The 14,395-nt window shown below is 73.2% G+C and carries 12 protein-coding genes; 2 read left to right on the forward strand and 10 right to left on the reverse strand.

All coding sequences use genetic code 11. From position 1 onward, the window contains the following. Positions 1-251: 251 nt before the first annotated feature. The 6 genes from ACWD4B_RS23195 to ACWD4B_RS23220 all read right to left on the reverse strand — a co-directional run bounded on the left by ACWD4B_RS23195 (position 252) and on the right by ACWD4B_RS23220 (position 8,045). On the reverse strand, positions 252-842 hold the full coding sequence (locus ACWD4B_RS23195) for a TetR/AcrR family transcriptional regulator (RefSeq protein ID WP_451422530.1): 591 nt from the start codon (positions 840-842) through the stop codon (positions 252-254). Further along, positions 830-1,570, reverse strand: coding sequence for an enoyl-CoA hydratase family protein (locus ACWD4B_RS23200; protein ID WP_451422531.1), 741 nt, complete (start codon positions 1,568-1,570; stop codon positions 830-832). Before ACWD4B_RS23200 ends, ACWD4B_RS23195 begins: the two co-directional genes overlap by 13 nt. A gap of 65 nt (positions 1,571-1,635) precedes the next feature. Next, entirely contained in the window at positions 1,636-2,793 is a 1,158-nt protein-coding gene (locus tag ACWD4B_RS23205; protein WP_451422532.1) for an acyl-CoA dehydrogenase family protein, read from the reverse strand. Next, complete coding sequence (locus tag ACWD4B_RS23210) at positions 2,793-4,715, reverse strand: acetyl/propionyl/methylcrotonyl-CoA carboxylase subunit alpha (RefSeq protein ID WP_451422533.1); 1,923 nt, start codon at positions 4,713-4,715, stop codon at positions 2,793-2,795. The genes ACWD4B_RS23205 and ACWD4B_RS23210 overlap by 1 nt, the downstream gene beginning before the upstream one ends. 7 nt (positions 4,716-4,722) lie before the next feature. Then, a complete protein-coding gene (locus tag ACWD4B_RS23215) occupies positions 4,723-6,321 on the reverse strand; it encodes an acyl-CoA carboxylase subunit beta (protein WP_451422534.1) in 1,599 nt (532 codons plus the stop codon). Further along, complete coding sequence (locus tag ACWD4B_RS23220) at positions 6,318-8,045, reverse strand: acyclic terpene utilization AtuA family protein (RefSeq protein ID WP_451422535.1); 1,728 nt, start codon at positions 8,043-8,045, stop codon at positions 6,318-6,320. The genes ACWD4B_RS23215 and ACWD4B_RS23220 overlap by 4 nt, the downstream gene beginning before the upstream one ends. Before the next feature lie 164 nt (positions 8,046-8,209). On the opposite strand from ACWD4B_RS23220, the gene ACWD4B_RS23225 reads away from it, so the two are divergent. Next, positions 8,210-8,770 carry a Uma2 family endonuclease gene (locus tag ACWD4B_RS23225; RefSeq protein WP_451422536.1) on the forward strand — a complete coding sequence of 187 codons (561 nt, stop codon included), beginning with the start codon at positions 8,210-8,212 and terminating at the stop codon, positions 8,768-8,770. Positions 8,771-8,773: 3 nt separating this feature from the next. Here ACWD4B_RS23225 and ACWD4B_RS23230 read toward each other — a convergent pair whose 3' ends face one another. Next, positions 8,774-11,566 carry an FAD-binding and (Fe-S)-binding domain-containing protein gene (locus tag ACWD4B_RS23230; protein ID WP_451422537.1) on the reverse strand — a complete coding sequence of 931 codons (2,793 nt, stop codon included), beginning with the start codon at positions 11,564-11,566 and terminating at the stop codon, positions 8,774-8,776. Positions 11,567-11,667: 101 nt separating this feature from the next. Here ACWD4B_RS23230 and serC point away from each other — a divergent pair, with 101 nt between their 5' ends. Further along, a complete protein-coding gene (gene serC / locus ACWD4B_RS23235) occupies positions 11,668-12,786 on the forward strand; it encodes a phosphoserine transaminase (RefSeq protein WP_451422538.1) in 1,119 nt (372 codons plus the stop codon). Positions 12,787-12,872: 86 nt separating this feature from the next. Here serC and ACWD4B_RS23240 read toward each other — a convergent pair whose 3' ends face one another. The 3 genes from ACWD4B_RS23240 to ACWD4B_RS23250 form a co-directional block, all read right to left on the reverse strand. Then, entirely contained in the window at positions 12,873-13,109 is a 237-nt protein-coding gene (locus tag ACWD4B_RS23240) for a hypothetical protein (protein ID WP_451422539.1), read from the reverse strand. A gap of 58 nt (positions 13,110-13,167) precedes the next feature. Further along, positions 13,168-13,683 (reverse strand): RICIN domain-containing protein, encoded by a 516-nt coding sequence (locus ACWD4B_RS23245; RefSeq protein ID WP_451422540.1) that lies wholly within the window; start codon positions 13,681-13,683, stop codon positions 13,168-13,170. A 106-nt stretch (positions 13,684-13,789) separates the two neighbouring features. Continuing rightward, positions 13,790-14,380: a TetR/AcrR family transcriptional regulator gene (locus ACWD4B_RS23250; RefSeq protein ID WP_451422541.1), complete on the reverse strand. Its 591-nt coding sequence runs from the start codon at positions 14,378-14,380 to the stop codon at positions 13,790-13,792. Between the last annotated feature and the right edge of the window lie 15 nt (positions 14,381-14,395).

Genomic DNA, 14,395 nt, shown 5'->3' on the forward strand with positions numbered 1-14,395 from the left:
GAAGTGGTGTTCGAGGCCCCAGCCCCGCCCTTTCACCGTTTCTGGGGGGGCAAGCCCCCCAAACCCCCCGCTTCGGGGGCTGCGCCCCGAAGGGGCGCGGGGAACTGCGCGACCAGCCACGACGCGCCCGCAGTCGACGTCCCGGGGCTGCGCCCCGGACCCCCCAGGTAGTGCGTCGGCTGCAAGTCGTCCGTGGCTGGTCGCGCAGTTCCCCGCGCCCCTGACGGGGCGCACCTCCGGGACAGGGGCGCCTACGGGGCGCCCCCCAGCGCCCCGTCCAATATCCGTACCCACTGCGCCACCACCCGTTCCCGTCGCGCCGCGTCGTCCGTCAGCAGGTTCGCCAGGCCCAGGCCCCGTGCCATGTCCAGCAGGCCCTGCACCGTCTCCCGTACCCCCGGTACCGACTCGTCCGCGTCGAGCAGGTCCACCGCCATGCGGTGGACCTCGCGGCCCACCCTTGCCTCCAACGCCGTTACTTGCGGGCGCAGTTGTTCCTCGTACGTCGCCGCCACCCACAGCTGCAGTGCGGCGCGGAACAGCGGGCCCGTGTAGAGGGCGACCAGTTCGGAGACCACCGCCGTCCGGCAGGCGGGGCCCCGTAGCGCGCGCAGTGCTGCCGAGCGTTCCTCGGCCACGTACTCCACCGCTGCCGTGAACAGGTCCTCACGCGTGCGGAAATGGTGCTGTGCCGCCCCCCGCGACACCCCCGCCCGTTCCGCGACGACCGTCACCGTGGAGCCCGCCCAGCCGTGTTCGGCCAGGCAGGCGATCGCGGCCTGGAGGAGGCGCTGCCGGGTGAGGCGGCTGCGGTCCTGCTTGGGGGCGGTCACCGCAGCCATGCGGGGTCCCGCCGTTCCAGGAAGGCCGTCATGCCCTCGCGGGCCTCGGCCGAGGCGAACAGCCGGGCCGACAGGGCGACGAGTTCCGCCTCGTCCCGGTCGAAGGCGCGCCGTACCTCCGCCGTCGCCAGTCTCTTGGACTCGGCCAGGCCCTGCGGGGAGCCGCGGCGCAGGCCGTCGAGGACGGGGGCGAGCGCCGCGTCCACGTCGTCCGCGACCACGCTCACGAGGCCGATGCGGGCCGCCTCCGCCGCGCTGAACCGTTCGCCGGTGAGGTAGTAGCGGGATGCGGCCCGCGGTTCGAGGCGGGGCAGCAGCGGCAGGGAGATCACGGCGGGCGCCAGGCCCAGCCGCGCCTCGGTAAAGGCGAAGGACGTGTCCGCCCGGGCCGCGGTGATGTCGCAGGCCCCCAACAGCCCGATCCCCCCGCCCCGTACGTGCCCCGTGACCCGGGCGACGACGGGCTTGGGCAGCTCCACGATGCTGCGCAGCAGCCGGGCCATCCCGTCGGGGCCCGTGGGCACCCGGTCGCGCAGGTCCGCCCCGGCGCAGAACGTGGTGCCGGTGTGGGTGAGGACGACGGCGCGGGTGCCGGAGTGCTCCGCCGCCCGGGACAGTTGCTCGTGCAGTTCCGCCAGCAGGCGGGCGGAGAGGGCGTTGTGGTTGCGCGGGGAGTCGAGCGTGAGTGTCGTGACGCCCTGGTCGTGCGTGCGGCGGACCACCGGCATGAGCGAAGCTCCCTTCTTTCAGCAGAACTTTCAGCAGGACCTTCAGCAGGACTTCAGCAGAACTTTCAGTAGGACTTGGGGAGGCCGAGCGTCCGGTGCGAGACGTAGTTGAGGATCATCTCCCGGCTCACCGGGGCGACCCGTGCCACGCGCGACGCCGTGATCAGCGCAGCGAGGCCGAACTCCTTCGTGAGGCCGTTGCCGCCGAGGGTGTGCACGGCCTGGTCGACGGTGCGGACGGCCGCCTCCGCGGCGGCGTACTTGGCCATGTTGGCGGCCTCGCCCGCGGCCGCGTCGTTCCCGGTGTCGTAGAGGTACGCGGCCTTGTACGTCATCAGCCGCGCCAGTTCTGTCTCGATGTGCGCCTGGGCGAGCGGGTGCGCGATGGCCTGGTGGGCGCCGATCGGTACGTCCCACACCTGCCGGACCCGCGCGTAGCCGACGGCCCGGGCGAGCGCGTGGCGGGCCATGCCGATCGCGAAGGCCGCGGTCATGATGCGCTCGGGGTTGAGGCCGGCGAAGAGCTGCTGCAGCCCGGCGTCCTCGTCGCCGACGAGGGCGGAGGCGGGCAGCCGGACGTCGTCCAGGACGAGCTCGAACTGCTTCTCCGGCGCGGCCAGTTCCATGGGGATCGGGCGGCGGACGAAGCCCGGGGCGTCGCGCTCGACGACGAAGAGGCAGGGCTTGAGCCGGCCCGTCCGGGCGTCCTCGGTGCGCCCGACGACGAGGGTCGCGTCGGCGATGTCCGCACCGGAGATGAAGATCTTGCGCCCCGTGAGGATCCAGCCGTCGCCGTCGCGGCGGGCGGTGGTGGTGAGGCGGTGGGAGTTCGACCCGGCGTCCGGCTCGGTGATCCCGAAGGCCATGCGGAGGGTGCCGGCCGCCAGGCCGGGCAGCCAGCGGTGCTTCTGCTCGTCGGTGCCGAAGCGGGCGATCACGGTGCCGCAGATGGCGGGCGAGACGACGAGCAGGAGCAGCGGACAGCCCGCGGCACCGAGTTCCTCCAGGACGATCGCCAGCTCGGTGATGCCGGCGCCCCCGCCGCCGTACTCCTCGGGGAGGTTGACGCCGAGGTAGCCGAACTTGCCTGCCTCGGCCCACAGTTCGTCGGTGGTGCGGCCGTCGCGCGCGGCGGCGGCGAAGCAGTCGTGGCCGTAGCGGGCCGCGAGGGCGGCGACGGCGGTGCGCAGGGTGCGTTGTTCGTCGGTCTCGATGAGGGTCATCAGGCCTCCTTCTCCGTGACGACTGCGAGGACCTCCCCGACCTCGACCTGCCGGCCGGGGACCGCGTGCAGGGCGGTGAGCGTGCCGGGGGCCGGTGCGACGATGCGGTGCTCCATCTTCATGGCCTCCAGCCAGAGCAGGGTCTGTCCGGCTTCCACGGGTCCGCCCACGGTGATGCCCTCGGCCACCCGGACGACCGTGCCCGGCATGGGGGCGAGCAACGAGCCGGACTCCCGCGGGGCGACGGGTTCGGGGAAGCGGGGCAGGGCGGTGAGGGCGTGGCCGCCGACGTGGATACGGGTGCCGGCCGCGTAGGCCGCAACGTCGAACGGGCGGCGCACACCGTCGACTTCGAGGACGACGCGGCCGGGCGCGGCGTGCAGCAGGCGGATGCCGTCGAAGCCCTCGGCGGTGAGTCCGCCGTTGCGGGTGAGGAGGTAGCGGATCTCGTGCTCCGCGCCGTCCGGCTCGGACCGGTAGCGCTTGACCTGCGGCTGGGAGGGCAGGTTGCGCCAGGCGCCGAAGCGGTGGCGGCCCTGCGCGTCGGCGAGGGCTGCGGCAAGCGCGGCGAGCCGGGTCCCCTCGCGCGGGGCCGCGAGTTCGGCGAGGTGCCGGTCGTAGAAGCCGGTGTCCATGCGGGCGGCCGTGAACTCGGGGTGGCGGAGGGAGCCCACGAGGAGGTCGCGGTTGGTGAACGGGCCGTGGATCTCGGCGCGTTCCAGCGCGGCCGCCAGCAGGCGGACGGCCTCCGGCCGGGTGGGGGCCCAGGCGATCAGCTTGGCCAGCAGCGGGTCGTAGTGGGGGGTGACCGTGTCCCCGTCGGCGACCCCCGCGTCGGTGCGGACCGCGCCGTCGGCGGGGACGCGGAGCCGGTGCACCGTTCCCGTCCGCGGCTGCCATCCCCGCCCCGGGTCCTCCGCGTACAGCCGCGCCTCGACCGCGTGCCCGCGCGGCTCCGGCGGCCCCTGCGGGTCCAGCCGGCCGCCCTCCGCCACACGGATCTGCAGGGCCACCAGGTCCACGCCGTGCACGCGTTCCGTGACCGGGTGCTCCACCTGGAGCCGGGTGTTCATCTCCAGGAAGTACGGACGGCCGTCCCGGCCGACCAGGAACTCCACCGTCCCCGCGCTCGCATAGCCCACCGCCCGCGCCGCGGCCGTCGCCGCCGCCGCGAGCTCCGCGCGCAGGGCGTCCGGGAGGGCGGGCGCGGGAGCCTCCTCGATCACCTTCTGGTGGCGGCGCTGCAGCGAGCAGTCCCGCGTCCCCAGGGTCCACACCGTGCCGTGGGTGTCCGCGAGGACCTGCACCTCCACGTGCCGGCCGCCCTCCACATACGGCTCCGCGAAGACCTCGCCGTCCCCGAAGGCGGCCTCCGCCTCCGCGCGTGCCGAGGCCGACTCGCCCTGCAGGGCGGCAAGATCGCGCACCACGCGCATCCCGCGCCCGCCGCCCCCGGCCGCCGCCTTGAGCAGCAGCGGCAGGTCGGCTGCGGTGGCCCGTTGCAGGTCGACGGGCGAGAGCAGGGGCACCCCGGCCTCCGCCATGATCCGTTTGGCGTGCGTCTTGGACGCCATGGCGGCCATGGCCTCCGGCGGCGGCCCGATCCACACCAGCCCCGCGTCCGTCACGGCGCGCGCGAACCCGGCGCTCTCGGAGAGGAATCCGTACCCCGGGTGCACGGCGTCCGCGCCCGCGGCGAGGGCGGCTCGGACGATCAGGTCGCCCCGCAGGTACGTGTCCGCGGGCGCCGCCCCTGGCAGCCGCACCGCGCTGTCCGCCTCGCGGACGTGCAGGGACTCCGCGTCCGGGTCCGCATGGACGGCCACCGTCCGGATGCCCAGTTCCCGGCAGGTGCGGATGATGCGGCAGGCGATCTCGCCCCGGTTGGCGACGAGTACTGATGCGATTGCTGGTGGGATCATCTCCGCCTCACATCCGGAAGACACCGAAACCGCCCCGCACCCCTTCGACCGGTGCCGTGTGGATCGCGGACAGGCAGATGCCCAGCACGGTCCGCGTGTCGCGCGGGTCGATCACCCCGTCGTCGTACAGCCGCCCGGAGAGGAACGCGGGCAGCGACTCCGACTCGATCTGCTGCTCCACCACGGCCCGCAGGCCGGCGTCGGCGTCCTCGTCGTACGGCTGCCCCTTCGCCGCCGCCGACGCCCGGGCCACGATCGACAGCACCCCGGCGAGCTGCTGCGGCCCCATCACGGCCGACTTGGCGCTCGGCCAGGAGAACAGGAACCGGGGGTCGTAGGCCCTGCCGCACATCCCGTAGTGCCCGGCCCCGTACGAGGCGCCCATCAGCACGGACAGGTGCGGCACGCGGGAGTTCGACACCGCGTTGATCATCATGGCGCCGTGTTTGACGATGCCGCCCTGCTCGTAGGCGCGGCCCACCATGTAGCCGGTGGTGTTGTGCAGGAAGACGAGCGGAATGTCGCGCTGATTGGCCAACTGGATGAACTGCGCGGCCTTCTGGGACTCCTCGCTGAAGATCACGCCCTGCGCATTGGCCAGAATGCCGACGGGATACCCGTGCAGCTCCGCCCAGCCCGTCGTCAGGCTCGTGCCGTAAAGCGGCTTGAACTCGTCGAAATCCGAGCCGTCGACGATGCGGGCGACGACCTCGCGGGGGTCGAAGGGGATTTTGACGTCGCCCGGGACGATGCCCAGCAGTTCGTCCTCGTCGAGGAGCGGGGGCACGCCGGGCGGCGGATCGGGGTGCGCCTTGCGCCAGTTGAGGCGGGCGACGATGCGGCGGGCCCGTCTCAGCGCGTCGGTCTCGTCGACCGCGAAATGGTCGGCGAGTCCGGAGGTTCTCGCGTGCATGGCGGCCCCGCCGAGCGACTCGTCGTCGCTCTCCTCCCCCGTGGCCATCCTGACCAGGGGCGGGCCGCCGAGGAAGACCTTGGCCCGGTCCTTGACCATGACGACGTGGTCGGACATTCCGGGGACGTACGCCCCGCCCGCCGTCGAATTGCCGAACACCACGGCCACCGTGGGGATTCCGGCCGCGGAGAGCCGGGTGAGGTCCTTGAAGAGCGCCCCGCCGGGAATGAAGATCTCCTTCTGGGACGGCAGATCGGCGCCGCCGGACTCGACGAGCCCGATGAGCGGCAGCCGGTTGGCGTGCGCGATCTCGTGGGCCCGCAGGGCCTTCTTCAGGGTCCAGGGATTACTGGCCCCGCCGCGCACGGTCGGGTCGTTGGCCGTGATGACGCATTCGACGCCCTCGACGACGCCGATGCCGGTGACCATCGAGGCGCCGACGGCGTAGTCGCTGCCCCAGGCGGCGAGCGGGGAGAGTTCGAGAAAGGGCGTGTCCGGGTCGACGAGCAGCTCGATCCGCTCACGGGCGAGCAGTTTGCCGCGGGCCCGGTGCCGGGCGGTGTATTTCTCCCCGCCCCCGGCGAGGGCCTTCGCGTGCTCACTGTCGAGTGCGGCGAGTTTCTCCAGCATGGCGGCGCGGTGGGCGGCGAATTCGGGCGCGTCGGTATCGAGGGCCGAGTTCAGGACCGTCACAGGAGCACCTCCTCCGGTATCTCCAGGTGGCGGGCGCGCAGCCACTCCCCCACGGCCTTGGCCTGGGGGTCGAAGCGGGCCTGCGCGGCGACGCCCTCGCCGAGCAGGCCGTCGACGACGAAGTTGAGGGACCGGAGATTGGGCAGGACGTGCCGCTCGACGGGCAATGCGGCGGTCTCGGGCAGGAGTTGCCGGAACCGCTCGACGGTGAGCTCGTGGGCGAGCCAGCGCCAGGCGGTCTCGTCGCGGGCCCAGACGCCCACGTTGGCGCTGCCGCCCTTGTCCCCGCTGCGCGCCCCGGCGACGAGGCCGAGCGGTGCCCGGCGGGTGGGCCCGGCGGGCAGCGGCTCGGGCAGCGCATCCTGCACGGGCGGTCCGTGCACCTCCCGTACGGGTGCCGGGAGCACCGGCACCCGGGTGCCGTCGGGCAGCACGGCCACGTGCCGCACGCTCTCCGGCTCGGCGCACGCGGCCTCGAACACCCCGTACACCGAGCCCTGCCCGGGCGGGGCCGTGAGGTGGAACCCGGGGTACGAGGCCAGGGCCAGCTCCACGGCGGCGGCACCGACCGCCCGGCCGACGGTCTCCGGGTCGCGGTCGCGCACGACGAGCCGCAGCAGCGCGCTCGCCTCCTCCTGCACGGGCGCATCGGCGTGGTCGGTACGGGCCAGGGTCCAGCGCACCTCGGCCGGCCGCCGGTCGCCGAGGGCCTCCTCGACCTGGTCCTGCACCAGCCGTGCCTTGTCCTCGATGTCGAGCCCGGTCAGCACGAAGACGACCTCGTTGCGCCAGCCCCCGGCCCGGGTCAGCCCGACCTTGAGCGTGGCCGGCGGCGGCTCGCCGCGCGCTCCGCCGACGCGCACCCGGTCCGGCCCGTCCTGCGCGAGCCGGACGGTGTCCAGCCGGGCGGTCACATCGGGCCCGGGGTAGCGCGGCCCGGCCGTCTCGTAGAGCAGCTGCGCGGTGACCGTGCCGACCGTGACCGCGCCGCCGGTGCCGGGGTGTTTGGTGATGACGGCCGAGCCGTCGGCGTGGATCTCGGCGAGGGGGAAGCCGGGGCGGCGGACGTCGTGCTCGCGGAAGAAGGCGTAGTTGCCGCCGGTCGCCTGGGCCCCGCACTCCAGGATGTGCCCGGCGACGACCGCGCCGGCGAGCGGGTCCAGGTCCTCGGCGCACCACCCGAAGTGCGCGGCGGCGGGCCCGCTGACGAGGGCCGCGTCGGTCACCCGGCCGGTGACGACGACGTCCGCCCCGGCCCGCAGGCACTCGGCGATCCCGGCGCCGCCGAGGTAGGCGTTGGCGGTGATGACCCCCTTGCCCCAGCGCTCGCGCTCGGCACTCAGGTCGTCACCGGTCACGTGCGCGACGCGCACGGGCACCCCGAGCCGCTCGGCGAGGTCCCCGATCCGCTCGGCGAGCCCGGCGGGGTTGAGCCCCCCGGCGTTCGTCACGACCTTGACGCCCCGCTCGACGGCGAGCCCGAGCCCTTCCTCCAACTGCCGCAGAAACGTGCGGGCATACCCCGCACCGGAGTCCTTCAGCCGGTCACGGCCGAGGATCAGCATGGTCAGCTCGGCCAGATAGTCCCCGGTCACGACGTCGAGCGGCCCACCGGTCAGCATCTCGCGGAGCGCGGAGAACCGATCGCCGTAGAAGCCGGAGGCGTTCCCGATGCGGAGCGGGGGCGGGGGCGGGAATAAGCGCGTTGGTGTTGACGCGGACATGCAGAGGAGGGTGGCAGGGGGGCGGGAAACAAGCAAGCATGCTTGAACGGTTTTCGGCCGGGGCCACGGCGCCCTCGTCACCCGGACGGCACTCCTGCGGGGAACGCGCCTGTCGTTGGCATGGCGATAGTGTCGAATCCGCCACCACAGCAAAGGAGTACACGGTGAGTGTGCAGCCCTATCAACCGGCTGACCCCGCCGACCTGGAACGGGCGCTGAAGATCGCCGTTCAGCATGTCGCGGGGGACCGCGCCGAGATCATCGAGGGAGTGATCCAGCCGGTGTCGCCGACATGGGGGCACGAGGGTGCGGCCGAGTCCATCAGGGCTCAGATCCATGCCCGGGTACGCGAGTTGGGATGCCGCACCGGATCAGGCAACGTCGACCTCCCCGGCACACCGAACTGGTACATCCCCGACCTCGCGGTCGTACCACGTGAGGTCGTGGCCAAGGACGCGCCGAGCATCGTTCCCGACCAGAGCCTGCTCATCGTGGAAGTGACCTCGCCCTCCAACGGGGATACCGACCGTGTGACCAAACGCAGGCGGTATGCCCAGTTCGGTGCTCCGCTGTACCTGTTGGTGGACCGGCAGGAGGAGACCTGGGCGCTGTACTCCGCTCCGGGCGCGCTCGGCTACGAGCATGCCGAAGGGCCGCACCCGTTCGGCACGCCGTTGCGACTGCCGGAGCCGTTCGAACTTGTCCTGGACACCGACGATTTCTGAGCCTCACAACCCCTCCGCCAGCACCTCCGCCAGATGGCGGGCCCGAAGTCCCTCCCCCAGCTGGGCGATCTGGGTGCGGCAGGAGTAGCCGTCCGCCAGGAGCTCCGTCCCCTCCGGCCGGTTGCGGAGGGCCGGGAGCAGTTGTTCCTCCGCGCAGGCCACGGAGACGGCGTAGTGGCCGCGCTCGAAGCCGAAGTTTCCGGCCAGGCCGCAGCAGCCTCCGCTCAAGTCGCCGGTCAGGCCCGCCTCTTGGCGGAGGCGGCGTTCCGCCGCGTCGCCGAGGACCGCGTGCTGGTGGCAGTGTGTCTGGCCGGCCACCGGGCGGTCGAGGCGAGGCGGCGACCAGTCGGGCGCCAACTCCTCCAGCGCCTCGGCGAAGGTGCGGACGGAGGCGGCCAGTTGCCGGGCCCTCGGGTCGTCCGGCAGCAGTTCCGGTACGTCGCTGCGGAGGGCGGCCGTGCAGCTCGGTTCCAGGCCGATGACGGGCAGGCCCGCGGCCAGCGCCGGTTCCATCGTGTCCAGCGTGCGGCGCATGACCTTGCGGGCCCGGCCCAGCCGGCCCGTCGAGACCCATGTCAGGCCGCAGCACACCGGGGCCCGCGGGACGGTCACCCGCAGGCCCGCCGCCTCCAGGACCGTCACTGCCGCGCGTCCCACCTGCGGCGACAGGTGGTTGGTGAAGGTGTCCGGCCACAGGACGACCTCTCTGCCCCCGGCGGAGTCCGGTCGTCTGCGCCACCAGCGCTCGAACGGCTCCGGCGGCAGTTCCGGGATGTCCCTCTCCGGCGCCACGCCCGCGATCCTCTTCGCCACCGTCGTCAACGGGCCCACCCCCGCCAGCCGGTTGAGCAGCGGAGCCGCCCGTGACGTCGCCCGCAGCCACACCGGCAGGCCGCCCAGCGCGTAGTGCGCAGCGGGCCGCAGCCGGCCCGCGTAGTAGTGGTGCAGGAACTCCGCCTTGTACGTCGCCATGTCCACCCCCACGGGGCAGTCGCTGCGGCACCCCTTGCACGACAGGCACAGGTCCAGCGCCTCGCGCACCTCCTCCGAGCGCCAGCCGTCCCGTACCACTTCCCCCGCCAGCATCTCGTGCAACAGCCGTGCCCGGCCCCGCGTGGAGTGCCGTTCGTCCCTCGTCACCCGGTACGACGGGCACATCACCCCGGCCTCCCCGGCGGTCGTCTCCCGGCACTTGGCCACGCCCACGCAGCGCCGCACCGCGGCCCGGAAGTCCCCGCCGTCCTCGGGGTAGCCGAACTCCACGTCGACAGGCCGCCGCAGCACCGCGAAGCGCAGGTTCTCGTCCAGGCGGTACGGGCGGACGAGCATCCCCGGGTTGAGGCCGCCCGCCGGGTCCCACAGGTCCTTGAAGCGCTCGAAGAGCCGGACCGTCCCCTCCCCGTACATTCGCGGCAGGAGTTCGGCCCTCGCCTGGCCGTCGCCGTGCTCGCCCGAGAGCGAGCCGCCGTGCGCGACGACGAGTTCCGCCATTGCACGGGAGAACTCCCGGTAGCGACGCACCCCGTCCGCACTCAGCAGGTCCACGTCGATGCGCACGTGGACGCAGCCCTCGCCGAAGTGCCCGAACGGCGCGCCCTGCAGTCCGTACTGGGTCAACAGGGCCCGGAAGTCGCGGAGATACGCGCCCAGCCGCGCGGGCGGAACCGCGCAGTCCTCCCAGCCGGGCCAGGCCTCGCCGCCGTCGGGCAGTCTGGTCGCCGTGCCGGCCGCGTCCTCGCGCACCCGCCAGAGGGTGCGCCGCGCGGCCGGGTCGGTGAGGACGAGGTGGCTGCACGCGTCTCCCGTGCCGCGCAGCGCCGCCGCCCGCGCCGCCGCCTCCGTTGCGGTGGCACCGCCCATCTCCACGAACAGCCAGGCCGTTCCCTTCGGCAAATCGGAGGCGTTCGGTCCGCGGACGAGGTCCGCCGCCATGCCCTCCACCGTCAACGGGCCGTACGGGAGGAGCAGATGGGCCGCGTCCGCCGCCGCGCTCTCGTCCGGGTAGCCGAGGACGGCCAGCGCCCGGGCTGCGGGCAGCCGGACGAGCCGGACCGTCGCCTGCGTCAGCACCCCCAGCGTGCCCTCGCTGCCGGTGAAGGCCCGGGCCACGTCCGTGCCCCGCTCCGGGAGCAGCGCGTCGAGGGCGTAGCCGGAGATGCGGCGCGGCAGGTCGGGGAAGCCGGTGCGCAGCGCCGCCAACTCCCCGCCCACCAGGGCGCGTACGCCGTGCGCGAGCCGCTCCGGCAGCCCGCCGTAGCCCCGGCCCAGCCGGGCGGGTTCGCCTCCGTACGTCAGGACGTCCAGCGTGCGGACGTTGTCGGCCGTCGTCCCCCACGCCACCGAGTGGGCGCCGCACGCGTTGTTGCCGATCATGCCGCCGAGCGTGCAGCGGCCGTGCGTGGAGGGATCGGGGCCGAAGGTGAGCCCGTACGGCCGGGCCGCGGCGCGGAGTTCGTCGAGGACCACCCCGGGCTGGACGACCGCGGTGCGCGCCTCGCGGTCGACGTCCACGACGGCGTTCATGTGGCGGGTGAAGTCCAGGACGACGCCTTCGCCCGTGGCCTGCCCGGCGATCGACGTGCCGCCGCCGCGGGCGGTGACGGGCACGGCGTGCTCGCGGCACACGGCGAGGGCCGCGGCGACGTCGTCCGCGTCGCGCGGGGACACGACCCCGAGCGGCACGCGGCGGTAGTTGGAGGCGTCCATGGTCGTCAGTGCGCGGGCGGAGGCGGAGAAGTCGACGGTGCCGGAGACGACGGCCCGCAGTGCGGCGTGGAGGGCAGCAAGATCGGCCATGGGGAGAGCCTGCCCGTCCGGGGCCGGACGTCACCGGACAGATCGTCTCATCGGGTGGACGCCGCTCCTCGGCGGGCAGGTGCGGCCGATAGTGTGCCCCCGTGGCTGATATCCAGATCCCCGCTGACATCAAGCCCGCCGACGGTCGCTTCGGCGCGGGCCCGTCCAAGGTGCGTCCGGAGGCGCTCGCCGCCCTGGCCGCGACCGGAACCTCCCTGCTCGGCACGTCCCACCGCCAGGCCCCGGTGAAGAGCCTGGTCGGCCGGGTGCGGTCCGGCATCCGCGAGCTGTTCCCGCTGCCCGAGGGCTACGAGGTGGTGCTGGGCAACGGCGGATCCACGGCCTTCTGGGACATCGCCACCCACGGCCTGATCGAACGCAAGTCGCAGCACCTGTCGTTCGGCGAGTTCTCGTCGAAGTTCGCCAAGGCCGCGAAGCTCGCCCCGTGGCTGGAGGAGCCGACGGTCATCTCCTCCGAGCCGGGCACCCACCCGGAGCCGGCGGCGGAGGCGGGCGTCGACGTCTACGCGTTCACCCACAACGAGACCTCCACCGGCGTCGCCGCCCCGCTGCGGCGGGTGGCGGGCGCGGACGAGGGCGCGCTGGTCCTGGTGGACGCGACCTCGGGCGCGGGCGGCCTGCCCGTCGACATCGCCGAGACCGACGTCTACTACTTCGCCCCGCAGAAGTCCTTCGCCTCGGACGGCGGCCTGTGGCTCGCCGCCTTCTCCCCGGCGGCACTGGAGCGGGCGGCCCGCGTCCACGCGTCGGGCCGGCACATCCCCGAGTTCTTCTCGCTGCCGACCGCGATCGACAACTCGCTGAAGAACCAGACGTACAACACCCCCGCCCTGTCCACCCTCTTCCTCCTCAACGAGCAGCTGGAGTGGCTCAACGGCCAGGGCGGCCTGGACTGGGCGGTGCGCCGCACCGCGGCCTCGTCGCAGGCGCTGTACGGCTGGGCGGAGGCGTCGAAGCACGCGACGCCGTTCGTGACGGACCCGGCGAAGCGGTCGCAGGTGATCGGCACGATCGACTTCTCGGACGACGTGGACGCGGCGGCCGTCGCGGCGGCCCTGCGGGCGAACGGCATCGTGGACACGGAGCCGTACCGCAAGCTGGGGCGCAACCAGCTGCGCGTGGCGATGTTCCCGGCGATCGACCCGGCGGACGTCGAGGCGCTCACGGTGTGCATCGACTATGTGATCGAGCGGCTTTAGCAGCCGCGGCAACGCCCCGTAAGGGGCGCGGGGTAGTGCGTCGACTGCGGGCCGTCGGGGGCTGATCGCGCAGTTCCCCGCGCCCCTTACGGGGCGCAGAGCCGGCGACCCAGGTACGGCGCGTCCTCTTCCGGGTCGTGGGCCTGCGGAGTCCGCAAGGCCCAACGGGCCAGGACACCGGAAATCTCGTCCGCCCCGGCCTGCTCGGCCTCGCGTTCGAACTCTGCGCGCTGTTCGACGGGCAACGCTTCACGAATGGCGTGAATGGTGCCCGGCAACTCGACCGTCCGGCCGCCGATCGTGGTCGTGAACGTCTTCGCCATCAGCTCGGCTGGGACTGGCCGACCGCGGACTGACGCCGCTGCACCGCGCGGCCCGCGGTCACTTCCAGAGCTGGTAGTCACCGCCGTTGCAGCGCATGGCGTAGACGTCGCCCTGGGCGTTGCTGTCCAGGCACAGGCCGGTCTCCCGGTTGACGAGGTTGAAGCCGTTGCCGGTCCACTTCTCGTACCACTGCTCGTAGTAGTTCGCCGGGCTCGCACACGGCTCGATGTAGACCGCCCCGCGACCGGAGCCGTCGGCCCAATAGCTGGTCAGGCACTCGTCGTTGCCGCTCTCGCGCTCGGTCCAGGCACCGTTGGGGTCCTGCAGGTTGGACTGGGAGTCGTACCAGTCCGTGGTCTGGCTGCCGTCGCTCCAGCAGTGCACGGCCGCACCGGCGGTCGTGTCGACCGTGTGCATGTTCTGGTGCGGGGTGTACGTCCTCAGGCAGCCCTTCGTCGCCGCATTGCGCCACGTGACCTTGCCGTCCGCGTGCGCGGAGGCGGAGAAGGCCAGGACGAGGGCAGGGGCGGAGACGGCCGCCATGACAACACGGCCGACGTGCTTCTTCGACATGTGGTTTTGCCGCTTTCTCACTTCACGACTGGTGGCGTGATCCTGCCACCGGCCGAAGGGCGGCAGGCCCCCTTTTGCCCGCGTACGGCCAAACATCAACGCGCCCTTAGCGCCCCGGCCACGCGCTCATCGCGATCTCGACCGTGCGCTGCAGCTCCTCGCGCGTGGCGCCGCCCGCCGCCTGGACGGCGAGGCCGGACGAGAGCGTGCTGACGTAGCCGGCGAGCGCGGCGACGTCCGTGCCCTCCGGGAACTCCCCCTCCTCGCGGGCCCGTTCGAAGCGCTCCCGCAGCGCGGCATCCGCCGCCCTGCGGCGCGCGATCACCTCGTCGCGGACGGGGCCGGCCTGCTCGCTCGTGGCCAGGGCGCCGTGGATCATGAGGCAGCCCGGGCCCTCCTCGCGGGTGATCACCCCGACGACGCCGCGCAGCAGGTACTCCGCCACGGCCCGCGCCGTCGGCTCCTCCAGCGCCTCCTGCACATGCCTCGCCGGGCCCTCCCGGTAACGGTCGAGGCACTTGCGGAACAGCGCCTCCTTGTTGCCGTACGCGGCATAGAGGCTCGGGCGGTTGATGCCCATCGCCTTCGTGAGGTCGGAGAGCGCGGTGCCCTCGTAGCCGTGCCGCCAGAACACGCGCAGGGCGCGGTCCAGCCGCTCGTCGACGTCGAACTCGCGCGGACGCCCTGTCGTCGCCACCGCCCACTCCCCTCG

The sequence above is a fragment of the Streptomyces sp. NPDC002536 genome, assembly GCF_053594995.1.

Excerpts from the sequence above, each read along its gene's own strand:
- ACWD4B_RS23245 (WP_451422540.1), bottom strand. The coding sequence starts at position 13,683 with ATGTCGAAGAAGCACGTCGGCCGTGTTGTCATGGCGGCCGTCTCCGCC.
- ACWD4B_RS23205 (WP_451422532.1), bottom strand. The coding sequence starts at position 2,793 with ATGACCCTCATCGAGACCGACGAACAACGCACCCTGCGCACCGCCGTC.
- ACWD4B_RS23220 (WP_451422535.1), bottom strand. The coding sequence starts at position 8,045 with ATGTCCGCGTCAACACCAACGCGCTTATTCCCGCCCCCGCCCCCGCTC.
- ACWD4B_RS23240 (WP_451422539.1), bottom strand. The coding sequence starts at position 13,109 with ATGGCGAAGACGTTCACGACCACGATCGGCGGCCGGACGGTCGAGTTG.
- ACWD4B_RS23230 (WP_451422537.1), bottom strand. The coding sequence starts at position 11,566 with ATGGCCGATCTTGCTGCCCTCCACGCCGCACTGCGGGCCGTCGTCTCC.
- ACWD4B_RS23200 (WP_451422531.1), bottom strand. The coding sequence starts at position 1,570 with ATGCCGGTGGTCCGCCGCACGCACGACCAGGGCGTCACGACACTCACG.
- ACWD4B_RS23195 (WP_451422530.1), bottom strand. The coding sequence starts at position 842 with ATGGCTGCGGTGACCGCCCCCAAGCAGGACCGCAGCCGCCTCACCCGG.
- ACWD4B_RS23210 (WP_451422533.1), bottom strand. The coding sequence starts at position 4,715 with ATGATCCCACCAGCAATCGCATCAGTACTCGTCGCCAACCGGGGCGAG.